This window comes from Ruegeria sp. EL01 (assembly GCF_900313035.1).
Taxonomy (GTDB): domain Bacteria; phylum Pseudomonadota; class Alphaproteobacteria; order Rhodobacterales; family Rhodobacteraceae; genus Ruegeria.
The window spans coordinates 97925-122908 of record NZ_OMPS01000037.1; the positions used below are offsets into that span (position 1 = coordinate 97925).

Consider the following 24984-nt stretch of genomic DNA (forward strand, 5'->3'; position numbering starts at 1 on the left):
GGCCCTCCTTATTCAGCCGGGACCGCAACGGTCAGGCTGGCCTCTTTGGCCGGCGCTTTCCGTACAGTCATCCACAGGTTGTAGCACATGATCACTGAGCCAGCGAGGAACAGGACCCCACCCAGACCACGCACCACATACATCGGGAACTTGGCGGCCACGGTGTCGGCGAACGAATTCACCAGGAAGCCATTGGCATCTACTTCGCGCCACATCAGGCCTTCCATGATACCGGTGACCCACATCGACGCGGCATATAGAACGATGCCGATTGTCGCGAGCCAGAAGTGCCAGCTGACCATCTGCAGCGAGTACAGACGCTCTCGCTTCCACAGAACAGGCACCAGAAAGTACAGCGCGCCAAAGGTGATCATACCGTTCCAGCCCAGCGCGCCTGAATGCACGTGCCCGATAGTCCAGTCGGTGTAGTGGCTGAGGCTGTTGACCGCGCGGATCGACATCATCGGGCCTTCGAACGTGGACATGCCGTAGAAGCCGACCGAGATCACCATCATGCGGATCACCGGGTCGGTGCGCAGTTTGTCCCATGCACCAGACAGAGTCATCAGGCCATTGATCATACCACCCCAGGACGGCATCCACAGCACGATCGAGAACACCATGCCCAGCGTCGATGCCCAGTCAGGCAGCGCGGTATAGTGCAGATGGTGCGGACCGGCCCAGATATACAGGAAGATCAGTGCCCAGAAGTGGATGATCGACAGCTTGTAGCTGAACACTGGACGTTCGGCCTGTTTTGGGATGAAATAGTACATCATCCCCAGGAAGCCCGCAGTCAGGAAAAAGCCCACGGCGTTGTGGCCGTACCACCACTGGATCATGGCGTCTTGCACACCCGACCAGACGATTACGGATTTCGAACCCCAGATGCTGACAGGGACAGTCATGTTGTTGACCAGATGCAGCATCGCGACCGTCACGATGAAGGCCAGATAGAACCAGTTTGCCACGTAGATGTGGGGCTCTTTCCGCTTGACGATCGTGCCCAGATAGACGGCCAGATAGGCCACCCAGACAACGGTCAGCCACAGGTCAACGTACCATTCAGGCTCGGCATATTCCTTGGATTGGGTTCCGCCCAGTACATAGCCTGTCGCAGCCAGAACGATGAACAGCTGGTATCCCCAGAACACGAACCATGCGAGGTTTCCGCCCCAAAGGCGCGCAGCACTGGTCCGCTGAACCACGTAAAACGAGGTTGCGATCAATGCATTTCCGCCAAAGGCAAAGATAACTGCCGAAGTGTGCAACGGCCGCAAACGCCCAAAATTCAGGTAACCCTGCGCCCATTCAAAGTTTAGCTCAGGAAAAGCCAGCTGAAACGCGATGAAGGTTCCCGCAAGGAACCCGACCACACCCCAAAAGGCGGTTGCGATCACGCCATAACGTATCACGTCGTCCATATACTCTGACGAGCGGTCTACAAGGATATCTGGCTCATCGGTGTTGCGTAGCGTCCAGATGAACAGTCCACCGGCAATCAACATCACCAGCACCGCATGCACCTGATACGCCAAATCCCGTGCGTAGTTGGACCCGATCGCTGCGAACAGCACGACCAGCCCAAGCACGATCAGCTTGATGTAATTCGACATTTTGCGTCCCTTTGAATTGCCTCACGCGATTCTGATTCCCTTGCCGCGCAAGACCCTTTTGTCTGGCTGCTGTTTTGTCGGACAGCGACCATTGCTGCTTTGATCTGTGTCAAGACAATAACCCGATTTCTGTGACAGGCATAAGCTGATGAATGGGTTACCTGGTCGCATGGGACCAAATGCTCAAAATATGAGGTCGATATGGGCTATAAATCTCTTCTCACGGTTATGACCGAAACACAGACAGCTCAGGCAGCATTGGCACAGATGGCGGCATTGGCAGAAGCGCAGGATGCTCATGCCGAAGCGTTGTGTCTGGGTGTGGATCGTAGTCAGACCGGCTATTATTACGCCGGAGCCAACGCACTGATCCTTCAGGAAACTCTGAACCGGGCCAATGCCGAGGCGGACGAGGTGCTGAATTTCGCTAAGGACTTTCTGGGCAAGACCGGCGTTCGCTGGTCCGCCGAAAACGGCGTCGCGCAAATTGCGGATATCGGTCGCCACGTGGCGCACCGCGCGCGGTTCTCGGATCTGGTGGTCCTTCCCCATCCCTATGGCGAGGATCGGGGGGCCGAGGCGGAACCAATAGTCGAAGCCGCCATGTTCGAAGGTCATGCCCCTGTTCTGGTGGTTCCCAGTGACGCCGAGCCGTTTTCTGTGCCGCGCAAAGTGATGATTGCCTGGAACGAGAGCATCGAAGCCATGCGCGCCATTCGCCGCGCCTTGCCCTTCCTAAAACAAGCCGACGTGGCGCATATCGTGGTGATCGACCCTCCACGCCACGGCCCGGATCGGTCCGATCCCGGTGGAATGTTGTCCCAGATGCTGGCACGGCACGGCGTGAAATGCGAGATCGAAGTTCTTAGCAAAACCATGACCCGAGTGTCCGACATTCTGAACCGCCACGCGTCAGATACGGAATCAGATCTAATCGTCATGGGGGCCTATGGTCACTCGCGGTTCCGCGAGGCCATTCTGGGCGGTGCAACACGTAACATGCTGGAACAGTCGGTCGTGCCGGTTTTCCTCGCCCACTGATCTGAAAAATTCAGTAAGCCGCCCGACAAGGCGGCTTATCTATCAGCGTCGTATCAATCCGATCAAGAACAGCAAGATCACGGCGCCGACGGTGGCAAACAGGATTGACGAGATCAAACCGCCGCCAACAGCGAACCCAAGTGCCGGGAATATCAAACCCGCCAGAAAGGCCCCGACAATCCCGACAATTATGTTCCCGATCAGGCCAAAGCCGCGGCCTTCCATTATCTTTCCCGACAACCAACCGGCGATTGCACCGATCAATACCATTGCCAAAAGACTACTGAATGTCATGCGCTGCTCCTGATATTCGTTTCATCCAGGCCAGTAGATCACGGCTGCAGCACGGGGTCACGTAGGAACCTGATCAGATCAGAAAACCACCATCTGAATCGTCGCCTGCCTCGTCCATCAACCGCGCCATATCCGGAATCGTGACGTGACGCTTGCCTTCCAGCGAAATGACACTGTCCCTTTTCAAAGCGGATATCTGTCTGCTGACCGTTTCCAGGGTCAGGCCAAGGTAATCGGCCATTGCCTCACGCGTCAGTGGCAGGTCAAACACAATTGGGCCAGACTGAACCTTCTGACTGACCGACGCATCCCGGCGCGCGATGATCGACAAAAGGCTGGCGATTTTCTCACGCGCAGTCTTGCGTCCCAACACCAACATCCATTCGCGGGCCGCATCCAGTTCGTCCAGCGTCATCTGCAACAAACGGTGCGCGATATGAGGCGTCGAGTTCATCAGGTCTTCGAACGGCTTTTTGCGAAAACAGCACATCACAACATCAGTTGTCGCCTGCACATCATAAGGGGCCGTTTCACGACCGGGACGGCCGACAAAATCGCTTGGCAGCAGCAACCCGACCATCTGCGTCCGGCCGTCTTCCATCGTCTGTGTCAGCGATGCAATGCCCGACACAACCGACCCGACAAAGCTCATCTGATCCCCAGACCAGATGATTGTCTGCCCTGCCTCAAAGCTGCGGTAGTACTTGATACCCTCAAGTTCTTCGAGTTCATCAGTATCACAATGCGCGCAGACAGCCCGGTGCCGGATCGGGCATCCGTCGCAATTGGTGTGGTCAAACTGTGCCTTCACGGTCATGCGCATTTCCACTTGATCTCTGTCAAAGTCGCTAAATCGTATCTCACCTAAGGGTATCGCTATGATAGTGAAACCACAATTGGCAAAGCTTGGACTATTTGACGCGAAAGTCCCGCGTTACACAAGCTATCCCACCGCCCCGCATTTCAACAACGACGTAGGGGCCGATCGTTTTGGCGACTGGATTTCGGGGATTAAACCCGGCAGCGCGATCTCACTGTATATCCACGTACCATTCTGCCGCAGGCTGTGCTGGTTCTGTGCCTGCAGGACCCAAGGAACGCAGACAGACAATCCAGTGATCGCCTATGTGGATGTTCTGAAGGCAGAACTGGACCTGTTGGCCGACCGCTTGCCAAGCGGCGTTGTCCTGTCACGCCTGCACTGGGGCGGCGGCACGCCGACGTTGCTGAACCCGGAATTGATGCGCGATCTGGCCCAACACATCCTTGGCATCGTCCCGATGGGGCCAAACGCCGAATTCTCGGTCGAGATCGATCCCAACGAAATTGACAACGCACGTCTCGACGCGCTGGCCGAAGCGGGAATGAACCGCGCGTCAATTGGCGTTCAGGATTTCGATGACGAAATTCAAAAGACCATTGGACGCATCCAAAGCTACGATACCACGCGTGATGCGATTGATATGATCCGGGCCCGAGGTATCAACAGCCTGAACGCCGATATTCTGTATGGCCTGCCGCACCAAAACAAAACGCGGATGACGGAAAGCGTGCAAAAGCTGCTGTCGCTCAGCCCTGATCGTGTCGCACTTTACGGCTACGCGCATGTGCCATGGATGGCCAAGCGGCAACAGATGATCCCGTCTGATGCCCTGCCCACACCCGAACAGCGGCTGGTGCTGTTCGATACCGCGCGGCGACTGTTTATGTGGGACAACTACACCGAAATCGGAATTGATCACTTTGCCACAAATGACGATGGCCTAACCCACGCTTTGCGTGCGGGCCGTCTGAAACGCAATTTCCAAGGCTATACCGACGATCAGGCCGAGGTTCTGATCGGGATCGGGGCCAGCTCAATCTCTCGCTTTCCGCAAGGGTACGCACAGAATGCTCCGGCGACGTCTGCCCATACGAAGGCAATCCGCAATGGCCATTTTTCGACCTCGCGCGGGCACCTGTTCAAAGGGCAAGATGTTTTGCGCGCGCGTTTGATCGAGGCTCTGATGTGCGATTTCCAGATCGACACTGCCGAAATCCTGCGGGACCACGATATCTCGGCTGCCGAATTACAAGACATGTATAGCGCCGCGAATGCAACGTTTGATGGGATTTTGAGCATAGACGAGGGCGGGCTGTTCGTCCCGCCCGAGGCGCGCCCATTGACCAGAATGATCGCCCGCAGCTTTGATGCGTATGACCTCAGCAAAGCCGGGCACAGCTCGGCGATCTGAAACAAATTGGGCGGGCCAATATCGGCCACTCCGCAGTAATCCGGAACCGGGGCTTGACGTACGCCATGGCTTTTCTCCACACTAAAGATGTGGGGAAACTGACCACCCCACAGCCTGAGGCAGGCGAAATTACAGGCGATCCATGCCGACGCTGACGCGCTCGACAACCCCTTTCGTGCATCCATTATGCAACCTGAAAGAGGGACAGCACCTATGCGCGTTTTTACCGTCCTCGGCCCCAGTCAATCGGGCAAGTCTACGCTGGTCGAGGCCATCAGTCGCCTCGATGGCCGGCCCACCACATTCGACGTATCCGGAACCGTGCACTTGCACGGTTTTTCTTATTTAGACGAGCCCTGGTGCGCGGTTGACGTGGATGGTGGCGGCGATGCGCTGGCTTACGTTGGTCCGGCCATGGCGATCTCGGACGCGGCCGTGATCGTCGTTCCACCTGACCCGGACGCCGCCGTTTTATGTGCCCCTTATCTGCGTTTGGTCGAAGAAGCCGGTATTCCCTGTTTCTTGTTCATCAACCGGATGGACAGCCCAAATGGCCGGATCCGCGACATTATCGCGGCGCTGCAAACCTATTGCACTCACCATATCACGTTACGGCAGGTCCCGATCCGCGACGGAGGTACGATCATTGGTGCCGTTGATCTGATCTCGGAACGGGCCTGGAAGTATCAGGAGGGACAGCCCTCGGCCCTGATCGAGCTACCGCAAGCCGTGGAAGACCGTGAACAGGAAGCCCGTACCGAATTGCTGGAAACCCTATCGGATTACGACGACCATTTGTTAGAGCAACTGATCGAAGACAAGCAGCCACCCAGCGCCGAAATCTATGACCTTGCCGCACAAGTGTTGCAAAGCCACCAACTGATCCCAGCCTGTCTGGGCGCAGCCAACCACGGCAATGGTCTTACCCGGCTAATGAAGGCGCTACGCCATGAAGCGCCGGAATTTGACATCGCGGCAGGCCGGGATGAGGCGGCAGATAATGCTCGCGCCATCGCAGGTTTCGCAGATGTTAAAAAGCATATCGGCAAGATCGTCGTGCTGCGTGGTCTTGGTGATGGCGTCAAAGCTCATGAGGCTTTGGGCGGGGAAACAGTCGGCAATCTGACCACGCTGGACGCCAAAACTCAGATCGGTGCTTTGGAGGCCGGGCAGGTCGGCTTGGCGGTGAAATCCGATCATCTCAACCCCGGCTTTCTTTATGACAGCACGTCGGCCACGCCACTCCCGGAATGGGCCGCATCACACCCGGTTGGACACCGGCAAGTGGTGTCCCCGGCCCATGAACGTGATGACGTGCGTCTTTCAAATGCCTTGACCCGAATGGTCGAGATCGACCCGGGCCTGCATATGGAACAGGACGAATTGAGCGGCCACGCGGTTCTGGGCTCGCAAGGTCCCCAGCACATGCGTCGGGTGACGGCCAAGCTGGCCGAGGATTTTGGCATCGAAATCCAAGCCGAACCGGTGGAGACTGCATATCGCGAAACCATCAAATCAACCATCGAACACCGACAGAGACATCGCAAACAATCCGGCGGCGCCGGGCAATTTGCGGATGTGGTGATCTCGGTTGCACCGATGCCGCGCGGTTCAGGGTTCCAGTTCGAAGAGGTTGTGAAAGGCGGATCGGTTCCCAAAAACTATATCCCGTCCGTCGAACACGGCGCCAAGGACGCATTGGTTCAGGGACCCGAAGGATTCCCTGTGGTGGATGTGAAGGTCACGCTGAAAGATGGAAAACACCACAATGTCGACAGCTCGGACTACGCTTTCCGAACGGCTGGCAAAATCGCTGTGCGCGAGGCGTTGCCCCAGGCAAAGCCCGTTGTCCTACAGCCGATCCTGAACGCGGAAATCCATCTGCCATCAGATTTCGTAGGCGATCTCGTTCCGACAATCAGCACCTTGCAAGGGCAAATTCTGGGATTTGAGGGCAACCCAAATGCAGCGGGCTGGGAGGTTTTCAACGCGATGTTGCCGGCCGTGGCCGAGGATGAACTGCACCGAACGCTTGCCAGTGCCACCCGGGGTACAGGCTGGGTCAGGCTGAGCTTTGACCATTACGAAGAATTACGCGGGCCAGTGCCCAAGGCCGCTGCACGGGAAACAGCCAACGCCTGACAGGTAAAATCGGCGGGTTATCAGCCCGCCGCTGCAATCAGTTCACGGGTGTATTCTGTCTGGGCGTTTTCGAACAGGTCCTCGGCAGTGCCCATCTCGATCACGTCGCCATTTCGCATGACGATGACGTTGTGTGACATTGCCCTCACGACCTTCAGGTCATGGCTGATGAACAAATAGGCCAGCCCGTATTTTCGCTGCAAGTCACGCAGCAAATCGACAATTTGAACCTGGACGGTCATGTCCAGCGCACTGGTAGGTTCGTCCAGCACCAGAAGTTTGGGTCGCAGCACCATGGCGCGTGCAATCGCGATACGCTGACGCTGCCCGCCTGAGAACTCATGCGGATATCGGTCCATCGAGGCCGGATCCAAACCAACTTCGGTCATCACCTCGGCCACCAGATCACGCGGGGCGCGATGCGGGTCGACTTTGTGGATCGCCAATCCTTCAGCAATAATCTGCTGGCAGGTCATACGTGGGCTGAGGCTGCCGAACGGATCCTGAAACACGATCTGCATGTCCTTGCGCAACCGCCGCAGTTCGCGCGTGGACCAACGGCGCACATCCTGATCCCGATAGGTAATCCCACCTTCGGAAGCAATCAGCCGCATAATCGCCAACGCTAGCGTTGTCTTGCCCGAGCCGCTTTCCCCGACAATGCCCAGAGTCTCGCCCGCGCGCACACTCAGCGTCGCGTCGTTGACGGCCTTTACGTGGCCAACGGTGCGCTTCAGAAAACCACGTTGGATCGGGAACCAGATTTTCAGGTGATCGGTTTGTGCAACCACTTCCGCGTCCGTGGGCACCGGGTCGGGCGAACCGGAGGGTTCAGCCGCAAGCAGCTTGCGCGTATACGGATGCCGCGGGTTGTCAAAGATTTCGACTGTCGGACCGGTTTCGACGATCTCGCCGTCTTTCATCACACAGACTCGATCTGCGATCCGTCGCACGATGCCCAGATCATGGGTAATGAACAACATCCCCATGTTTTCCGACGTCTGCAGTTCGGCCAGCAGTTCCAGAATCTGCGCCTGAATAGTCACGTCCAACGCCGTTGTCGGCTCGTCGGCAATCAGGATGTCGGGCTTGTTGGCCAATGCCATGGCGATCATGACCCGCTGCCGCTGCCCGCCGGACAGTTGGTGCGGATAGCTGTCCAACCGATCCTGAGGGTCTCGGATGCCCACTTTGATCATCAGCTCAATAATCCGGTCCCGCGCCTCCTCTCCGGTCAGACCCTGATGCAGCGCCAGCGATTCCGCCATCTGCTTTTCGATCGTGTGCAGCGGATTGAGTGAGGTCATCGGCTCTTGAAAGATAAAGCTGATGTCGTTGCCACGCACATCCATAAGATGCTGATCTGAGGCTCCGATCATTTCCTGGCCATCATATTTGACCGAACCCTCGACAATCGCGCTGTCGCCCAACAGGGACACGGTGGACAACGCTGTCACGGACTTGCCAGAACCGGATTCGCCGACCAAAGCGACGGTTTCACCGCGATCAACAGTGAATGAGACGCCTTTCACGGCAGCTGATATCTGACCGTCCTGCCGGAACGAGACCTTAAGGTTGTTCACGTCCAGTAAGCTCATGAAAAGGTCTTTCTCGGGTCAAATGCATCGCGGACGCCTTCAAAGATGAAAACCAGAAGCGATAGCATGATGGCAAAGGTGAAAAACGCGGTGAAGGCCAGCCAGGGGGCTTGCAGGTTCTGCTTCGCCTGCAAGGTCATTTCACCCAGAGACGGTGAAGAAGAGGGCAACCCAAAGCCAAGGAAGTCCAAAGAGGCCAAACCGCCGATGGTGCCCGTCACGATGAACGGCATGAATGTCAGCGTCGCCACCATTGCGTTTGGCAACATGTGACGGAACATGATCGTCATGTTACCCACGCCTAGCGCTCGTGCCGCACGTACATATTCAAGGTTTCGCGCACGCAGGAATTCGGCCCGCACAACCCCCACCAAGCCCGTCCATCCAAAAAGGATCATCAAGGCCACAAGCAGCCAGAAACTTCGCCCGAGAATGGCGAACATGATGATGATGACATACAGCGACGGCGTCGCAGACCAGATCTCGATGACCCTCTGAAAGATCAGGTCAAGCCAGCCTCCGAAAAACCCCTGTATGGCCCCGGCGAAGATCCCGATCAGACTGGCCGCTCCGGTCACGATCAGCGTGAACAGGATCGACAGGCGGAACCCATAGATCACCCGTGCCAGCACATCCCGTTTGGTGTCATCCGTGCCCAGCAGGTTTTGGCTGTTGGGCGGCAGAGGTGCCGCTCCGGGGCGGTCCACGCTGGTGTTGAAGGAATACGGGATCAAAGGCCAGATCGCCCAGCCACGTTCAAACCCGTCGGCCTGGAAACGACCCGCATCAATCTGTTCGATGATACCATCCGGGTCGTCGAAACACTGCTCAAGACCACCGCTGTCAATCAGGCACCGGACCTCGGGGTCGCGATAAATCGCCTCGGTTTGGAAGTCGCCGCCAAAATCAGTCTCGGCATAGAAGTTGAAGATGGGCGTGTAGAACTCACCGCGGTATTTCACCAGGATCGGTTTGTCATTCGCAATGAATTCGGCAAACAACGAAAGCCCGAAAATCACCGAGAAAATGATCAGCGACCAAAAGGCCCGGCTATTGCGCCGAAAGCTGCGCCAGCGCCGTTGGTTGAGAGGGGAAAGTGCCATTTAACCCTCCCGTTTCTCAAAATCGATACGAGGATCGACCAAGACGTACATGAGATCACTTATGATACCGACAACCAGACCCATCAGGCCAAAGATGAACAGTGTGCCGAATATGACCGGATAATCCCGCGCCACAGCGGCCTCGAAACCAAGCCGGCCAAGACCATCGAGCGAAAATATCGTTTCGATGATGATAGAACCGCCAAAGAACACGCCGATGAACACAGCAGGAAAGCCCGCAATGACGATCAACATCGCATTGCGAAAGACATGCCCGTACAAGACCTTACTTTCGCTCAGCCCTTTGGCGCGCGCGGTCATAACGTACTGTTTCTTGATCTCATCCAGAAACGAATTCTTGGTCAGCAAGGTCAGCGTCGCAAAGGCCGAAATCGTCAGGGCGATAATTGGCAGAGCGATGTGCCAGAAATAGTCTGCGATCTTACCAAACAGGCTCAGGCTTTCCCAATTGTCCGAGGTCAGCCCTCTCAGCGGGAATATCTGCCAGAAAGATCCGCCCGCAAACAGAACAAGCAACAGGATCGCAAAAAGAAAACCGGGAATCGCATAGGCGACGATGATGGCGCCGCTGGTCCATGTATCAAACCGCGAGCCATCTTTGATCGCCTTGCGAATTCCAAGCGGGATCGACACCAGATAGGCGATCAATGTGGACCACAGACCCAGCGAGATGGATACCGGCATCTTTTCCAGAACCAGATCGATGACACTTATCGAACGGAAATAACTCTGGCCGAAATCCAGCGTCAGGTAATTGCCCATCATGTTCAGAAACCGCTCGAGTGGCGGTTTGTCGAAGCCGAATTCTTTCTCTAGGTCTTCAATGAATTCCTTGGGCAGGCCGCGTGCGCCGATGTACTCGCTGTCAGAACCAAAGGTCTCTTCGGTCTGAACATTGTCTCCACCTGCGAAGCCTGCAAAAACGTCGCCCTCACCCTGCATTTGGGCCAGTATTTGTTCGATCGGTCCACCCGGCACAAATTGCACCAGAGTGAAGTTCAAAATCATGATGCCAAGCAATGTCGGTATGACCAGCAGCAGCCGGCGAAGAATATACGCTCCCAAAGCCTGTTACCTCACCGCGCCTGCTGCTTTCAGTTTCTGGTACTTTTCTTCATTGAACCACCAGAAGTCAAACTGACCGACAGCCAGAGGCGGTAGTTCCTCGGGGTGTTCAAACATGTCGTAGTAGGCGACCCAAGTGTCCGCCACATAGCCAGCGGGCACCTGAATACGCAGATACCGCAAAACCCTGTCCAGCGACTTTAGGGCTGCAACCTCTTCTTCGCGGGACTTCGTTTCGAGGGCCGCGTCGATGATCGCATCTACAAGCGGCTCTTGCAGAGACTGTGGATTGTAGGACGACACCACCGCAGTCTCGGATCCATAAAATTGCTTCAGTCCCGTCCCGGCCTCAAGGAAGGACTGGTTGCGGAAAAAGATCATGTCGAAGTCTTTGTCGTAGAACCGTTGTATCCACTGGGCGCTGTCGATTTTCTCAACGTTCACAGCGACGCCAAAGCTTTCAAGGTTGGACGCATATGTCGTTACAATGGCTTCTGCGGTATCCGAAGTAGCCGCCGAAAGCATAATCGTGATTTTCATCGGGTTGCCTTCGGCATCCTGAAGTTTGCCATTCGCGGACACCGTCCAGCCTGCCTCTGACAACAGTTTCAGCGCTTTACGCTTGTTGCCGCGATCCACCGTGCGGTTTCCTTTCGAGCTATGAGCTCGAACGGCTTCCTGTGTAAATATCTCGTCCGGGACCAGATCGCCCAGCGATCTCAGGAACGCGGTTTCCTGATCGGTCGGCAAGCCTTCAGCTGCGATTTCAGAGTTTTCCGCGAAGGAATGGCGCTGTTCAGTCAAACCGTATTGAAGTGACTCCGAAGTCCACTCGAAATTAAAGGCCAACCCGAGCGCTTCACGGACTTTTATGTCCTTGAACGGCTCGCGCTGCATGTTGAAAATGAATCCCGACGGCGACGGCGGAGTCATAACAGGAATGCTGTCGCGCTTTACGTAGCCTTTCTCGACTGCGGGAAAGTCATAGCCTGTCGCCCACTTCTTGGTGCTGCCTTCAGCCCGAAACGTATAGATCCCGGCCTTGAAGGCTTCGAATTCAGCTGCGTCATCCGCAAAATATTCAACCCGTACAGTTTCAAAGTTGTGTCGGCCCACGTTAATCGGCAGATGCCATCCCCAATAATCCGGATTGCGGCGGTAGACGATGTATCGGTTGAGCTCATAGTCATCGAGGACGTAAGGGCCGCTTCCCATAGGGGTCTGCAGACTTTGCTTGTCAAGCCGTTCACCCGTTTCTTCGTACCACGCTTTGGAAAACACTGGCGTACCGCCGACCTGCGAGATCAAAGATCGACGGGATATACCGTCTACGAAGTTGTATTTGATCGTATGGTCATCAATGATCTCATACCCTTCGATGCGCTGGCTGACGCCACGCGCATAACTGCGGATTCCTTGTTCCAGAAACAGATCATGGGTGAACGCAGCATCATGTGCTGTCAGTGGCGTACCATCGGCAAAGCGTGCTTCAGGTCGCATATAGAAGATGCACCATTCTTTGGTACTCGGGTATTCTACCGACTCCGCCAGCAACCCATAGGCTTCGGTTATGGAATCCGCCGGTGAGGCAGACCCAAAAGGACTACTGCCAAACATGCTTTCAGCAATCAGGCCAGAGTATCGGCCCGCTTTGCCTTGCCAGTTAAAACGGTTCATCCCATCAAACGTACCACGTGTAGAAACCGAGATTTGGCCTCCTATCGGGGCGTTCGGGTTCACATAGTCAAAATGTGGAAAATCGGCCGGATACCTAAGATCGCCAAAATAGGAGTAGCCGTGTGCCTTGATAACATCGCTGCTTTCGCCCGCCGCAAAGGCGCTTCTTGCGCCCGGCGTCAATGCTGCAACGGCACTTCCGCCCAAAAGCTGCAGCGCAGTTCGCCGCTGCATACCGTTCTGTACCGGTCTCTTGCGTCTACCTGTCATGCCCGCCTCTCCTACACCCCGTGGAACGTCTTAATGCGCCTAAACCTAGCTAAAGGTCCAGTGATTACAGTTGCAAGTTTAGAACGCGTGAGCGCTTTGTGAAGATTCCTTAAGACAAAAAAAGCCGCTGCACGGGGCAGCGGCTTTGAAAACTCTTAATCTTCAGCAAGCAATCAGTTGCCGATTGTCTGCAGGTAAGCGATCAGATCGGCGCGATCCTGAGGTTTTTTCAGGCCAGCAAAGCTCATCGAAGTACCAGAGATATATGCGCTGGGGCGTGTCAGGAACGCGTCCAGTGCCTCAGGTGTCCAGTTGCCACCATGCGCCTGCATCGATGCTGAATAGCCGGTGAAACCATCGGCCGAAGCTACAGGGCGATCAACGATAGCAAAAAGGTAAGGACCAGTGCCGTTTGCGCCATCTTCCAACTTGTGGCAGGCGGTGCACTTGCGAAATACTCTCGCCCCCTTTTCAGGGTCAGCAGCGGCCAGCATTTCCTCGAAAACCACTTCTTCGCCATCGGCGCTTTCGCCAGAGCTTTCGGTTTCGATAATGTATGCGGCCTCACCATCGCCATGGCCACCTACATGATAAAGGACATCCGCCCCCCATTTGGCCAGAAGCAGCACCAGGAAAGTGCCAAACAGGCCTGCTGCGGCCTTGGTAACTGTCATCGTGTCGAACATTGATCGCGTGTCCATTTCAGCTGTCTGCGCAGGTGTCTAAGGCTTCCCCTAACGAGAGGCAAGGTATAGACACCGCGACTAAACGCCCAATTTGCCAACTTGTTGCACGGAATCGACCAAATGACCAATCGCATTGCATTTCAAGGGGAACCCGGCGCCTACAGTCACGAGGCCTGCCGCAACGCGCGCGCCGACATGGAGGCCCTGCCCTGCCGAACCTTCGAGGATGTGATCGAATCGGTTCGCGCGGGAGACGCCGATTTGGCGATGTTGCCGGTTGAAAACACGACTTATGGGCGCGTGGCCGATATTCATCGGCTTTTGCCCCATAGCGGGCTACATATCATCGATGAAGCTTTTGTACGGGTTCACATCAACCTTCTGGGTGTTCCTGGCGCCAAGCTTGAGGACATAGCCGAGGCTCATTCCCATCTTGTGCTGCTGCCGCAATGTGCGACGTTCCTAAAAAAGCGCGGTATCCGGGGTCGTGTCAGTCCCGATAACGCAAGGGCCGCCCGGGAAGTTTCTGAAGTCGGCGATATCCATTCCGCCGCCCTTGCCAGTGAACTGGCCGGAGAGATCTATGGCCTGAATGTATTGGCCCGCAATATCGAAGATCACGGCGACAACACGACCCGTTTTCTTGTCATGTCCCGACAGGCCGACCTGTCGCGCCGGGGTGAACACGGCATGATCACCAGTTTCGTATTTCAGGTACGCAACATCCCAGCGGCGCTTTATAAAGCGATGGGTGGATTTGCCACCAACGGCATCAACATGACAAAGCTGGAAAGCTATATGGTCGATGGCTCATTCACGGCGACGCAATTCTACGCCGACATCGTTGGCCACCCCGAGGATCAAAATGTGCAGCTTGCCATGGACGAGCTACAGCACTTTACGACCAATGTGGAAATCCTGGGTGTGTACCCAGCCACGCAACCACGCGGGTAGTCGCAGCCTACGTCGTTCCGGGGCTGAATTCTGACCGTCGCTGGCCGCTGCGCCAGGCGATCAGGATCCTGTCCACATTGGTTGCAACATCGTCCGTCGCGTTGACCTCCAGGTCATATATCCTGTCCTCGTGGATACGTGCCTGATCCTGTGCGGCGCTACCCAAGGGTCTGTCACCACGAAGCCGTTCTCGCTCGATCAGAATAGAAACCGGGCATTGCACCGCAACAAACAGAACATCATGCGATTCCAGACATGATTTCAGGTCATCGGCCCATCCCGGCGTGTCGAGTATGTGTTCAAGGATCAGGTTGTTGCCTGCGTCGGCACAGGCAGCCGCGGACTTGTGAAAGCCGTCAAAAATTGCGGACCTATCTGACTGCCAATCGAAGTCTTCCGCCCGATATCGGGCCATCGGAAAGACACCGGCATCCCTTAAATGGTCGATGGATAGATGCCAGAACGGGGCTTCGATCTGTTGCTGCAGCGCTCGGGCCATCGCGCTTTTACCGCTGCTGGACGCGCCATGGAGGAATATGATCTGCGCCACAACTGAACTCCGCTTGCTCCAATCAGATTGCTTTAGCCACGCAGCTTCAGGACGGCAACTGATATACCTTTGACACAGCGCCTTCCAGCTGCCGATACTCCCGGAAGCCCATAGCCTCATAATAGGCGAGGCCTTCAGCGTTATCCGCACCAATCGTGGCGTCGATAGAGGTCAAGCCAAATCCAAGTGCAGCGTCAAGCGTCTGAGCAAACAACCCGCGTCCAACGCCGCGTCTGGCAGCCGAGGGCCGGATATGAGTGCCTATGATCCCCCAGCCAACAGCTACGTCATAGGGATTGCCCGCGACAGCATGCCTGAGCGATTGAAACCCAAGTATTCGCCCACCCTGATCAACTGCGACCGTACATCCAATTCTGTCAGGGTGGCTGATGTAGTGACCCAAAACAAACTCAGCAGTGCACGATTTTCTTCGCTTCCCAGCGTCGAAAAGATCTTGCAAAACACTTGCGATCCCTTCGGCGTCGCTATCTTGCGCGCTTCTAAAACTCACTGTGTTCAAAACACCCCACCCTATCTATTTGCCTAAAACGGGCCCTAAGACCCATGTATATGGCGCTGTTCCAGCTCTCTGGCGAAATCAGCCAGGCGCATTTGAAACTGCCTGCGAAACCGGGATTGTCCAAGCTTCATCGACTGCAGCAACAGTCGCGCTGGCAGAGATTTGGCAGCCAAAGACATCTCGACACTCAGGCGGGTTCTGCGCTGCGATAGCGCCAGAAAATCAACCGTGGTAACCCCAGTCATCCCCTTGCTGGTTGCCTCGAACCTCATTTGTGCCGGGCGGTCGCAATCTGTCATCAGCACTGACATTTGGCGGGGCTTTCCGCGCAGCTTGAACTCGGTTTCCCACGTCGTTCCCGCCGCAACCACAGAACCGCCCACGGCGCGGCGCACATCGATCCCACGCCGCATTGCCATACGCTCGAAACGCTCAAAATCGGCGACCATGTCGAACACCGAGTTGATGGGAGCTTCGATATCTTCACGCGCTGAAAACTGCATATCGGCCTTTTGCTGATCTTGGTTACGGCTCAGTGTTTCCTCAGGCCAGCGTATCTGCAAGCCAGTTTTGCAGCAAAAAATGTGCGATTGCACCTTTTCGCGCTGGCAATATCTGCGGATGCTCTCCGGCAAAGGCCTGCATCATCTCGGTCTTGCTGACCCACATTGCCTCTTCGATTTCGACCGGATCGATCACAATGTCGCGTGACAATGCCTCACCGGCACAGCCGAACATCAACGACGCCGGAAATGGCCAAGGCTGACTTGAGAGGTATGAGACAGCGCCAACGGGTACGCCCGCTTCTTCCATCACTTCACGCCGCACGGCAGCCTCGAGCGTTTCGCCGGGTTCAACAAAACCCGCCAGCAGCGAGAACATCTTCTCGGGCCAGCCGGGGGAACGTCCCATCAACACGGACTCGCCGTGGGTAATCAGCATGATGACCACCGGGTCCGTTCGCGGAAAATGCTGCCCGCCACACGAAGGGCAACTGCGTTGCCAACCGGCCTGAGACAGATCGCTGGCAACACCACAACGCGCACAAAAACGATGGGTTTCGTGCCAACCGATAACGGCCTTGGCCGTCGCGGCAAGTTCAGCATCCCGAGTGGACAGGCGAGTCATGATTCGGCGCAATTCGGCAAAGACATACCCGCCCGGCAACTCGGGGTGCCGTTGTTCGGACTTGTCGACGAACGCTCCCAGATTAGAAAGATCATGCCCCTCGGCCGTCCAATCCGAAATATCCGCCGCAAAGAATGGCGCACCCTCATCGCCAAGCCCCAGAAAGATTGGCGTTTCGACGAGGCCGCCAGGCCCGTCGCTGACCAATACATGTGTCATTGGGACGAACCCAAGCTGATCCAGGACCTCACCCTGCACCAGCACCTTGCCACGCCAGAGCAACAGGCATTTTGCGTTTGGATCACGTGCAACCGCGGCCAGCTTATCTGCGTCGCTTCGAAGATGCGCAGCCCGATCCAGGCCAGAGCCGCCGAAAGTCACCTGTTCCGCGTTTTTCATCGAATTTCCTTTGGATCTTGCGCACAGGGCTGCCATGACTAGGCCCGCGTTGCAATGCAATTCAGCGGTTATGAATTCGGACATGCGTCGCCGACAATGACGCATGGTTGCCCCGGCAATTTCTTCCACTATGCTTTTAGGCGTATTTGATCAACCAACAGCATCTAAAAGTAGAAAATTGGAATCCAATCAACGACCTTCGAGGCCGGTTCAGACAAAAGCCCCAAGCGGGCATATTCGCATTTTGGCGACGACCGACCTGCACATGAACCTGACTAGTTTCGACTATTACTCAGACAAGCCAGACCCATCACTGGGATTGACCCGAACCGCCAGTCTTATCCGCGCAGCCAAACGGCAGGCGCAGGACGGCCTTGTCCTGTTATTTGACAACGGAGATTCCCTTCAAGGCACGCCGCTCGGGGAATGGGCGGCGCTGGACGACGGCGCCCATCCAATGATGCAAGCCTTTGAGGCATTGGGATACGACGCAATCGGGCTTGGTAATCACGATTTTGGCTTTGGCCTGTCCGCGCTGGACCGAATCCTCGCACAAACGCCCTGCCCGGTTCTGTGTAGTAACTTGCATCGGCAAGGCAATTCCGTGCAACGGTGGCAGGATCATGTGATACTTGACCGCGTCGTGCCACTGGACGGACAGAATACAGCCATTCGCATCGGTGTGTTTTCCGTACTGCCGCCCCAGACCACGCGCTGGGAAGCGCATCATTTACAAGACGAGGTGACCTCGGAAGATATCCTGAGCGCGGCACAGAAAACTGTTACCAAACTGCAAGCCCAAGGCTGCGATCTGATTGTTGCCCTTGCGCATTCGGGTCTTGGACAAACCTATGCAAGCGCCGGGTTGGAGAATGCCGTGATCCCGTTGGCGGCCATCGACGGGATTGATGCAATTGTTGCCGGGCACACCCATTTGACCCTCCCTGGGCCTGCGCATGAAGGTCTTCAGCACGTCGATCACACGGCCGGGCTGGTCCATGGCAAGCCAGTGATCATGCCGGGCTCTGCCGGATCCCATCTGGGTGTTATTGACCTGAGATTAACCCGCAATTCGGATAGTAAGTGGCACGTTGGAAATCACTGTGTTGAGTTGCGGGCGATCCACTCCCCCGGCTCTGGGGTTCTAACGCCAGAAGACCAAGACATAGTTCATCTGATTGCACCCGGGCACACCCAAACGCGGGCAGCGGTGGCAAAACCCGTCGCTCAGGTTTCCCAGGATATGCATAGTTACTTCAGTTTTTGTGCACCTGACCGGGGACTTGCATTGGTGGCTGCCGCACAGGCCGCGGCCCTGCGCCCATTTCTGCGCGGCACCCCGTCGCAAAATCTTCCGATGCTTTCGGCAGCGTCCCCTCACAAGTGCGGCGGGCGCGCAGGTCCCCGATACTATACTGACGTGCCTGCCGGAGAGATTTGCCTGCGCCATATCGCGGATTTACATGTTTTTCCCAATGAGTTGCGGGCAATACAGGTCAACGGCGCGCAGGTTTTGGATTGGCTGGAAATGTCGGCGGGCGCCTTCAACCAAATTTCACCGGGTGCAGAAAACCACCTGATAAACCCTGGGTGGGCTGGGCACAATTTCGATGTGCTTTTTGGTTTGTCTTATCAAATCGATCCATCACAACCGCCTCGTTTCGACGCGCACGGGACACTGATCAACCCCGGTCATAGCCGGATCAGGGATGTAACCTTTGAAGGAAAGCCTCTCCGACCGGATCAGAATTTCGTTGTTGCTCTCAACAACTACCGGGCCAACGGCGGCGGCAACTTTCCATTCGTTGCGGAGGCCTCGTCGATCAGTTTGCCGCCGTTGGATATCAAAGGTTCATTGCGGGGCTATTTGTCAAAACACCTACCTGCGGATCCGCTGGAACAGGCGCCATACCCCTTTACTATTCTGCCTCAATCAGGGGCGCGCGCGATCCTGAAGACGGGGCCGGGGGCGCTCAGGCACCTGTGCGAGCTGGACATGTATTCGCCTCAAGTACTGGGCTCCGATGCGGACGGTTTCATGCCTATCCGCCTCACACTCTGACGGGTTGTCTTTTAATCAAGCCTTCCCTATATCGGGATCTGAGAGGTTGGCGCGGGCGAGCGCCTCGCCAACCTGGTCAGATCCGGAAGGAAGCAGCCACAACGAGCCCCGCTTGGGTCGATGTCCAACCTCTCACTTGACGCTAGAAACCAATGACCTTGGCCGAAGGAGGGCTTTTATGATTGTAGCAGACACCCTTCGGGCAGCCCGGTTCTAGTACCAGAATCTCAAACTGCCTGAACACATTGCCGATGGATGCGCGCACGCCATCTGTCCGGTTTGCTGTACCTGAACACAGGCAAAACAATGCTCATATCACTATCGGACCTGGGATGGTCCCATCACTTTGCCGCGCAACACGCGGCCAATCCTTCTAGCGAACCCTTTCGTATCACTGCCGTTCATCGTGATCGTCTGACCGGGCTGAGCACCGCCGGCGAAATGTCCCTGCGGACTCTCAACCGGCCGACAGGCGACTATGCGGTCGGAGACTGGGTGCTGGCCGACGAACGCTGTCGCATTCAGGCCCTGCTGGATCGGCGCAGTGTCCTCAAACGCCGCGCAGCCGGAACCGGTGCCGAGACGCAACTGATTGCAGCGAATGTCGACGTGTTGTTTATCGTCAGCTCGTGTAACGCGGATTTCAACCTGCCTCGGCTGGAACGTTATCTGGCACTTGCCAGTCAGGCAGGATGCTATCCAGTCATTGTGCTAACCAAGGCTGATACATGCGATGATCCGAACACATACGTTGTTCAGGCACAGGCTTTGGCACCTTTTATGACGGCCGTTGCAATCAACGCACTGGATCAGGCAGAAATCCAGGAGGTCTTGTCCTGGTGTCCATCTGGTCAGACCGCAGCGCTTGTCGGGTCTTCCGGGGTCGGCAAGACGACGCTGGCCAACGGGATGACGGGTCAGGACGAGGCAACAGCAGGCATTCGCGAAGATGACGCACGTGGTCGACATACGACAACCTCTCGCGCACTGCATCGGATGCGTAACGGGGGCTGGTTGATCGACACGCCCGGAATGCGTGCCTTGCGATTGCTGGATGCGCAAGATGGAGTGGATGAGGTGTTCTCGGACGTTCTGGAGCTGGCGGCCGAATGCCGCTTTTCAGATTGTCAGCATGTTGCGGAGCCAGGTTGCGCAGTTCAGGGTGCCATTGAAGACGGCGCACTCGATGCAGCACGTTTGGAACGATGGCGTAAATTACGGCGTGAGGATCAGCGAAACTCGGAAACCGTGGCCCAATCCCGTGCGCGCGACAAGGCGTTTGGTAAAATGGTACGTTCGGTGGTGAAGGGCAAAAACTCCCTCAAGAGCCGATGAAATCTGGGCGCCGGTTTTTCGGCGCCCATCCCTCAGGCGATCAACCGCGGCCAGACAGCCGCATTTCGGCGGGCAAACGCCCCGATATGACCAACTTCCGTTAGACCGAACTCAGATGCTGACAACAGATGCTGTTTGGCTTTAGGGCCGTAGAGATCCGCCAGCCGCCACACTGCATCCGGTGGAACCATTTTGTCATCTTCAAAGGCAAAAAGGTCTGCCGGGGTTCCTGATTCTGACCATTTGGCCGTGGGCAAATCGAGGCCGATATAAGGAACGTAATTCAATGGCGCGGTACACCATTTTCGCCATTGCCAGTAAACCGATGCTGGCAGGTCGGTGCCGAACCCGATGGCCTTTCCGGGCAAATACCCCAAAACGCGCGCAAGCAAAGGCGCGTGCCCATGCCAGAACAACCACGCCAGCGCGCGATACGGCCAAGGGTGGTCTTTCAATGTGACCAGACCCGAACATACCCCAATCATTCGGTCGATCTGATCGATGTCTGGTTGAACCGGGCCCAGCATCGCGCCCACTGAATGGCCAATGGTCCATTGCTTCGCTTCGGGAAAACGCCGGCGCATCTCGGCCCGGGCGGCGGGCATATCAATCAGCGCCCAGTCCGCCATAGTGACCGTGGACCTGCTGAGATGCCCCGATAGAGAATGCCCAAAATCCCGGTAGTCGTAAGTCAGGCAGGCCATGCCCTGCTCTTCGGCCAGCCAGCGCGCGAAGTGCCGATAGTAATCTCGTGGAACCCCGGTTGCGCCGTTTAAGACAACAACGGTTTCAGGTTCGGCAACTGGCTGGTAGAGCCGTGCCGAAAGCATCGCCGAACCGGATGGGAACCGAAAGTCTTCGCTCAATACTGTCCGCTGTGGGTCCAACATAGAAACTCCAGAAAACTGAACCAATCAGTTCACTGATCCCAAATGGCATCTATTTCTGTGCCCGAGTCAACACTGATGCAAATTGACCAAGCGTCCGCTTGGGTAGGAGGTCGGGATATATAGCATAAAGACCGGCTTGACTCAGGGCATGATCAGACGCTAGCGATTGTGTGATGGTTCCTGCCCCCTACTAGGGGTCGGGATGAAAAGGGAACACGGTGCGGTTCTGATCGGAAATTCCGAGACGAGCCAAATCCGCGACTGCCCCCGCAACTGTAAGCGGAAAGCAATGCCGAAATACCACTGGCCAGAGGGCCGGGAAGGTCGGCAAAGCGATGATCCGCAAGTCAGGAGACCTGCCATCGGAAACGTAACCAAAACTCGGGCGGGGTGTCCGGGCAGGTCCTGACCGCACTCCGCCGTCCTGCCTGATCCAAGCCCCTGTCCGCCGCGCGGAGGGCGCAAGATGATCTGGAAGACAAGAACCCACGAATACACGGCAACCATTTGCCAACGCACAGGCAAGACATGCCCTGCACTGGCCCGGATGGCACGCGCTATGGCTCAAGCTATGGCGGAGGCTCGTCCTGTCACCACTTCGGGTTTCGAAATCGAGGGCAGCAGCGAGTTGACTCATTGCCCAGAGGGGTGCATCGCACGGTTTCGCGCCCAGCCAGATCAGATGCGTGTGTTTTGCGGCACCGATGCCGAGACAAACACCAAGCAGCTGGACGGCTATGCCGACATGATCTTTGGCACCGATACCCAGGCCATGCCATCCGGGGTAATCGCAACGCCGCCTTGCGCGATGCTTGAGGTTTTGGCTCTGACACCGGGCACACCCGCGCAGATGGCCGAGCATATCTCAGCCTGATCTGACACTCGCCTCTTCCCGGGTTGCATCGACGGCCCAGGCCATTTGTGCGTCTGTTTCGACAGCACAGGGGCGCAAGGCGCGCAATCGCGCCAGCGCCTTGTCAGGCTGTTCGCCACATTCAACCATCAGCCGCAGAACAAGCATCCCGGACCGGCCACAGCCACCCTTGCAGTGCAGCATGACACGACCGCCGCCAGACAAGGCGTGGCGCACGGTTGAACTAACGGATGGCCATTCGTCCAGAACGGTACGGGGCGGTGCATTGAAATCTTCGATCGGCAGGTGAACCCATCGGCTTGCCCGGCTTTGAATGTCGCTGCCAAAGTCCTGCGCGCCAGCCTGAAACATCTCGACTTCGGTTGCCGTAGAAATCACAAGACCCGGCTTCCAACTTGAAATCGTGTCCAGATCACCGGTGTAGTCCCCGCTGCGACCGGGCATTGATGTGAGGGCAAGTGTACCTCCTCCAACTTGCAAGGCGTAGATCACCAGCTGAGACATATAACGCTTCCCCCCTTAATTACCGTCGCGAAAAAATAGGTCGTGAAATGTACCCCTCTAGCAATACGCGCATCCGGTTCGATTCCAAAATGAAAATCCTCGAACGCTGCTGTGGACGCGGGCGACAGCGGCCTCTACGCTGTGCCGAAGTCCCGAATCCACCAGAGCAAACATGACTGACACACCCAGCCCCGCCTATCAGGTTCTCGCCCGGAAATATCGCCCGGAAACCTTTGCTGATCTGGTAGGTCAGGACGCAATGGTGCGCACGCTGAAAAACGCGTTCGAGGCGGATCGCATCGCGCAAGCCTTTATCATGACCGGCATTCGTGGCACCGGTAAAACCACCACCGCGCGGATCATCGCCAAGGGCATGAACTGCATCGGTCCGGATGGCGAAGGCAAACCAACAACCGAACCCTGCGGCCAGTGCGAGCATTGCATGGCGATCATGGAAGGCCGCCATGTCGACGTCATGGAGATGGACGCCGCAAGCCGCACGGGTGTGAACGATATTCGCGAGATCATCGACAGCGTCCGCTATCGCGCCGCCAGCGCGCGTTACAAGATTTACATCATCGACGAAGTTCACATGTTGTCGACCAGCGCATTCAACGCGCTGCTCAAGACATTGGAAGAACCGCCCGAGCATGTGAAATTTATCTTTGCCACCACGGAAATTCGCAAGGTTCCGGTGACGGTTCTGTCACGGTGTCAGCGCTTTGATCTGCGCCGGATCGAACCCGAAGACATGATCGGCCTGCTGCACAAGATAGCCAAGGCCGAGAATGCCGAGATTGCAGATGACGCGCTGGCGTTGATCACCCGGGCCGCAGAAGGTTCGGCACGTGATGCGACCTCTTTGTTGGACCAGGCAATCTCGCACGGCGCGGGCGAGACCAGCGCAGATCAGGTACGCGCCATGCTGGGTCTTGCAGATCGTGGCCGGGTGTTGGATCTCATGGACATGATCCTCCGCGGCGATGCCGCCGGGGCGTTGACAGAACTGAGTGGCCAATATGCCGAAGGCGCTGACCCCTTGGCGGTGTTGCGAGATCTGGCTGAGATCACCCATTGGGTCTCGGTCGTGAAAATCACACCGGATGCGGCCGAGGATCCGACAGTTTCACCGGACGAGCGCACCCGTGGTCAGCAAATGGCCGGGGCGTTGCAAATGCGAGTGCTGACACGGATGTGGCAGATGCTGCTAAAAGCGCTGGAAGAAGTCGCAGCAGCTCCAAACGCCATGATGGCTGCGGAAATGGCTGTCATTCGCCTGACCCATGTGGCCGATCTGCCCAGTCCCGAAGAGCTGATCAAGCGAATTCAGGACACGCCGCCCCCTACCGTTGGTGGCCCAGGCGGAGGTGTCCCGGTATCTGGTGGTGGCGCTGCTCCTGTCCGGGCGAGCGCTACGACTTCGACATCTGCCATACCCGCCTCTCACGGGTCGGGCGGGGCGCCTGTGGCTGCTTTGGCGCAGGATGTTCAGGCAGCCCTCGCCCGCTATCCGACATTCGAGCACGTGGTCGAACTGATCCGTTCCAACCGGGACGTAAAGCTACTGGTTGAGATTGAAAACGGGGTGCGCCTTGTCTCGTACCAACCCGGCCGCATCGAGTTTACGCCGGCGGCGTCCGCCCCGACAGACTTGGCCCCACGGTTGGGGTCCGCGCTGCAACGTTGGACAGGCAATCGGTGGGCCGTTTCGATTGTGTCACATGGTGATGCCCCCACCATTGGTGAAGTGCGCGATGCCGCTGAGTTGGCGCTGAAAGCGGAAGCATCAGAGCATCCCTTGGTTCAGGCAGTTTTGACCCAATTCCCCCAGGCCCGGATCACCAAGATTGAAACGCCGGAACAGCGGGCGGCAAAGGTCGAGACAGAAGCCCTGCCCGAAGTTGAGGACGAATGGGATCCGTTCGAGGAAGACTGACGCCTTGGCTTTCCCCATCTGATTGAAGCACTCCCGCGCCCGCCACGGGCCATCGGCTGACGCCGATACCCCTGAGCGGCCTTGG

Annotated in this window: 22 protein-coding genes, 1 other RNA gene and 1 riboswitch; of the genes, 9 read left to right on the forward strand and 14 right to left on the reverse strand. The window is 56.7% G+C overall.

Annotation, left to right across the window (positions count from 1 at the left end; genetic code table 11):
* Positions 1 to 8 precede the first annotated feature (8 nt).
* A complete protein-coding gene (gene ccoN, locus D9K61_RS14715; RefSeq protein ID WP_120633949.1) occupies positions 9 to 1616 on the reverse strand; it encodes a cytochrome-c oxidase, cbb3-type subunit I in 1608 nt (535 codons plus the stop codon).
* Between the two features lie 201 nt (positions 1617 to 1817).
* Here ccoN and D9K61_RS14720 point away from each other — a divergent pair, with 201 nt between their 5' ends.
* Complete coding sequence (locus D9K61_RS14720; RefSeq protein ID WP_120633950.1) at positions 1818 to 2657, forward strand: universal stress protein; 840 nt, start codon at positions 1818 to 1820, stop codon at positions 2655 to 2657.
* Positions 2658 to 2699: 42 nt separating this feature from the next.
* Here D9K61_RS14720 and D9K61_RS14725 read toward each other — a convergent pair whose 3' ends face one another.
* Both D9K61_RS14725 and fnrL read right to left on the reverse strand, forming a co-directional pair.
* Positions 2700 to 2951 (reverse strand): GlsB/YeaQ/YmgE family stress response membrane protein, encoded by a 252-nt coding sequence (locus D9K61_RS14725; protein WP_120633951.1) that lies wholly within the window; start codon positions 2949 to 2951, stop codon positions 2700 to 2702.
* A gap of 73 nt (positions 2952 to 3024) precedes the next feature.
* Positions 3025 to 3768, reverse strand: a complete 744-nt coding sequence (gene fnrL, locus D9K61_RS14730) for a transcriptional regulator FnrL (RefSeq protein ID WP_120633997.1) — start codon at positions 3766 to 3768, stop codon at positions 3025 to 3027.
* 61 nt (positions 3769 to 3829) lie between these two features.
* On the opposite strand from fnrL, the gene hemN reads away from it, so the two are divergent.
* Both hemN and D9K61_RS14740 read left to right on the forward strand, forming a co-directional pair.
* Positions 3830 to 5185 carry an oxygen-independent coproporphyrinogen III oxidase gene (gene hemN, locus D9K61_RS14735; RefSeq protein ID WP_120633952.1) on the forward strand — a complete coding sequence of 452 codons (1356 nt, stop codon included), beginning with the start codon at positions 3830 to 3832 and terminating at the stop codon, positions 5183 to 5185.
* Positions 5186 to 5398: 213 nt separating this feature from the next.
* Entirely contained in the window at positions 5399 to 7327 is a 1929-nt protein-coding gene (locus D9K61_RS14740) for an elongation factor G (RefSeq protein WP_120633953.1), read from the forward strand.
* Between the two features lie 20 nt (positions 7328 to 7347).
* Here D9K61_RS14740 and D9K61_RS14745 read toward each other — a convergent pair whose 3' ends face one another.
* The 5 genes from D9K61_RS14745 to D9K61_RS14765 all read right to left on the reverse strand — a co-directional run bounded on the left by D9K61_RS14745 (position 7348) and on the right by D9K61_RS14765 (position 13747).
* Positions 7348 to 8925, reverse strand: a complete 1578-nt coding sequence (locus D9K61_RS14745; protein ID WP_120633954.1) for an ABC transporter ATP-binding protein — start codon at positions 8923 to 8925, stop codon at positions 7348 to 7350.
* On the reverse strand, positions 8922 to 10028 hold the full coding sequence (locus D9K61_RS14750; protein ID WP_120633955.1) for an ABC transporter permease: 1107 nt from the start codon (positions 10026 to 10028) through the stop codon (positions 8922 to 8924). The genes D9K61_RS14745 and D9K61_RS14750 overlap by 4 nt, the downstream gene beginning before the upstream one ends.
* Complete coding sequence (locus tag D9K61_RS14755) at positions 10029 to 11114, reverse strand: microcin C ABC transporter permease YejB (RefSeq protein ID WP_120633956.1); 1086 nt, start codon at positions 11112 to 11114, stop codon at positions 10029 to 10031.
* 6 nt (positions 11115 to 11120) lie between these two features.
* Complete coding sequence (locus tag D9K61_RS14760) at positions 11121 to 13061, reverse strand: extracellular solute-binding protein (protein ID WP_254055787.1); 1941 nt, start codon at positions 13059 to 13061, stop codon at positions 11121 to 11123.
* A gap of 173 nt (positions 13062 to 13234) precedes the next feature.
* Entirely contained in the window at positions 13235 to 13747 is a 513-nt protein-coding gene (locus D9K61_RS14765) for a cytochrome c family protein (protein ID WP_120633958.1), read from the reverse strand.
* A 120-nt stretch (positions 13748 to 13867) separates the two neighbouring features.
* On the opposite strand from D9K61_RS14765, the gene D9K61_RS14770 reads away from it, so the two are divergent.
* Positions 13868 to 14701, forward strand: coding sequence for a prephenate dehydratase (locus tag D9K61_RS14770; RefSeq protein WP_120633959.1), 834 nt, complete (start codon positions 13868 to 13870; stop codon positions 14699 to 14701).
* 7 nt (positions 14702 to 14708) lie between these two features.
* Here D9K61_RS14770 and D9K61_RS14775 read toward each other — a convergent pair whose 3' ends face one another.
* Genes D9K61_RS14775 through nudC form a run of 4 tightly spaced genes read right to left on the reverse strand, consistent with a single transcriptional unit; the run spans position 14709 to position 17298 of the window.
* The gene (locus D9K61_RS14775) at positions 14709 to 15251 is read right to left on the reverse strand and encodes a chloramphenicol phosphotransferase CPT family protein (RefSeq protein WP_120633960.1); all 543 of its coding nucleotides are present in this window, start codon (positions 15249 to 15251) and stop codon (positions 14709 to 14711) included.
* A gap of 46 nt (positions 15252 to 15297) precedes the next feature.
* Entirely contained in the window at positions 15298 to 15762 is a 465-nt protein-coding gene (locus tag D9K61_RS14780) for a GNAT family N-acetyltransferase (protein WP_120633961.1), read from the reverse strand.
* A gap of 44 nt (positions 15763 to 15806) precedes the next feature.
* The gene (locus tag D9K61_RS14785) at positions 15807 to 16334 is read right to left on the reverse strand and encodes an SRPBCC family protein (RefSeq protein ID WP_254055788.1); all 528 of its coding nucleotides are present in this window, start codon (positions 16332 to 16334) and stop codon (positions 15807 to 15809) included.
* Positions 16315 to 17298: an NAD(+) diphosphatase gene (gene nudC / locus D9K61_RS14790; RefSeq protein ID WP_120633999.1), complete on the reverse strand. Its 984-nt coding sequence runs from the start codon at positions 17296 to 17298 to the stop codon at positions 16315 to 16317. The genes D9K61_RS14785 and nudC overlap by 20 nt, the downstream gene beginning before the upstream one ends.
* Positions 17299 to 17428: 130 nt before the next feature.
* Between nudC and D9K61_RS14795 the strand changes: the two genes are divergently transcribed.
* From D9K61_RS14795 to rsgA, 3 genes are all read left to right on the forward strand, one after another.
* Positions 17429 to 19360 (forward strand): bifunctional 2',3'-cyclic-nucleotide 2'-phosphodiesterase/3'-nucleotidase, encoded by a 1932-nt coding sequence (locus D9K61_RS14795; protein WP_120634000.1) that lies wholly within the window; start codon positions 17429 to 17431, stop codon positions 19358 to 19360.
* A gap of 39 nt (positions 19361 to 19399) precedes the next feature.
* Positions 19400 to 19498: signal recognition particle sRNA small type (ffs, locus tag D9K61_RS14800), an RNA gene on the forward strand.
* A gap of 117 nt (positions 19499 to 19615) precedes the next feature.
* The gene (rsgA, locus tag D9K61_RS14805) at positions 19616 to 20695 is read left to right on the forward strand and encodes a ribosome small subunit-dependent GTPase A (RefSeq protein WP_254055790.1); all 1080 of its coding nucleotides are present in this window, start codon (positions 19616 to 19618) and stop codon (positions 20693 to 20695) included.
* A 32-nt stretch (positions 20696 to 20727) separates the two neighbouring features.
* Here rsgA and D9K61_RS14810 read toward each other — a convergent pair whose 3' ends face one another.
* Positions 20728 to 21585, reverse strand: coding sequence for a hypothetical protein (locus tag D9K61_RS14810; RefSeq protein WP_120633962.1), 858 nt, complete (start codon positions 21583 to 21585; stop codon positions 20728 to 20730).
* A 157-nt stretch (positions 21586 to 21742) separates the two neighbouring features.
* Positions 21743 to 21964, forward strand: a riboswitch (cobalamin riboswitch).
* Between the two features lie 87 nt (positions 21965 to 22051).
* Between D9K61_RS14810 and D9K61_RS14815 the strand changes: the two genes are divergently transcribed.
* Positions 22052 to 22459, forward strand: coding sequence for a hypothetical protein (locus tag D9K61_RS14815; protein WP_120633963.1), 408 nt, complete (start codon positions 22052 to 22054; stop codon positions 22457 to 22459).
* On the opposite strand, the gene D9K61_RS14820 is transcribed toward D9K61_RS14815, so the two are convergent.
* The gene (locus D9K61_RS14820) at positions 22451 to 22963 is read right to left on the reverse strand and encodes a protein-tyrosine phosphatase family protein (RefSeq protein ID WP_120633964.1); all 513 of its coding nucleotides are present in this window, start codon (positions 22961 to 22963) and stop codon (positions 22451 to 22453) included. The genes D9K61_RS14815 and D9K61_RS14820 overlap by 9 nt on opposite strands.
* A 172-nt stretch (positions 22964 to 23135) precedes the next feature.
* Between D9K61_RS14820 and D9K61_RS14825 the strand changes: the two genes are divergently transcribed.
* Complete coding sequence (locus D9K61_RS14825; RefSeq protein ID WP_120633965.1) at positions 23136 to 24899, forward strand: DNA polymerase III subunit gamma/tau; 1764 nt, start codon at positions 23136 to 23138, stop codon at positions 24897 to 24899.
* Positions 24900 to 24984 lie beyond the last annotated feature (85 nt).

Coding starts and splice junctions, on each gene's coding strand:
- ccoN (WP_120633949.1), bottom strand. CDS start 1,616: ATGTCGAATTACATCAAGCTGATCGTGCTTGGGCTGGTCGTGCTGTTC.
- D9K61_RS14720 (WP_120633950.1), top strand. CDS start 1,818: ATGGGCTATAAATCTCTTCTCACGGTTATGACCGAAACACAGACAGCT.
- D9K61_RS14725 (WP_120633951.1), bottom strand. CDS start 2,951: ATGACATTCAGTAGTCTTTTGGCAATGGTATTGATCGGTGCAATCGCC.
- fnrL (WP_120633997.1), bottom strand. CDS start 3,768: ATGACCGTGAAGGCACAGTTTGACCACACCAATTGCGACGGATGCCCG.
- hemN (WP_120633952.1), top strand. CDS start 3,830: ATGATAGTGAAACCACAATTGGCAAAGCTTGGACTATTTGACGCGAAA.
- D9K61_RS14740 (WP_120633953.1), top strand. CDS start 5,399: ATGCGCGTTTTTACCGTCCTCGGCCCCAGTCAATCGGGCAAGTCTACG.
- D9K61_RS14745 (WP_120633954.1), bottom strand. CDS start 8,925: ATGAGCTTACTGGACGTGAACAACCTTAAGGTCTCGTTCCGGCAGGAC.
- D9K61_RS14750 (WP_120633955.1), bottom strand. CDS start 10,028: ATGGCACTTTCCCCTCTCAACCAACGGCGCTGGCGCAGCTTTCGGCGC.
- D9K61_RS14760 (WP_254055787.1), bottom strand. CDS start 13,061: ATGACAGGTAGACGCAAGAGACCGGTACAGAACGGTATGCAGCGGCGA.
- D9K61_RS14765 (WP_120633958.1), bottom strand. CDS start 13,747: ATGTTCGACACGATGACAGTTACCAAGGCCGCAGCAGGCCTGTTTGGC.
- D9K61_RS14770 (WP_120633959.1), top strand. CDS start 13,868: ATGACCAATCGCATTGCATTTCAAGGGGAACCCGGCGCCTACAGTCAC.
- nudC (WP_120633999.1), bottom strand. CDS start 17,298: ATGAAAAACGCGGAACAGGTGACTTTCGGCGGCTCTGGCCTGGATCGG.
- D9K61_RS14795 (WP_120634000.1), top strand. CDS start 17,429: ATGCTTTTAGGCGTATTTGATCAACCAACAGCATCTAAAAGTAGAAAA.
- rsgA (WP_254055790.1), top strand. CDS start 19,616: ATGCGCGCACGCCATCTGTCCGGTTTGCTGTACCTGAACACAGGCAAA.
- D9K61_RS14810 (WP_120633962.1), bottom strand. CDS start 21,585: ATGTTGGACCCACAGCGGACAGTATTGAGCGAAGACTTTCGGTTCCCA.
- D9K61_RS14815 (WP_120633963.1), top strand. CDS start 22,052: ATGATCTGGAAGACAAGAACCCACGAATACACGGCAACCATTTGCCAA.
- D9K61_RS14820 (WP_120633964.1), bottom strand. CDS start 22,963: ATGTCTCAGCTGGTGATCTACGCCTTGCAAGTTGGAGGAGGTACACTT.
- D9K61_RS14825 (WP_120633965.1), top strand. CDS start 23,136: ATGACTGACACACCCAGCCCCGCCTATCAGGTTCTCGCCCGGAAATAT.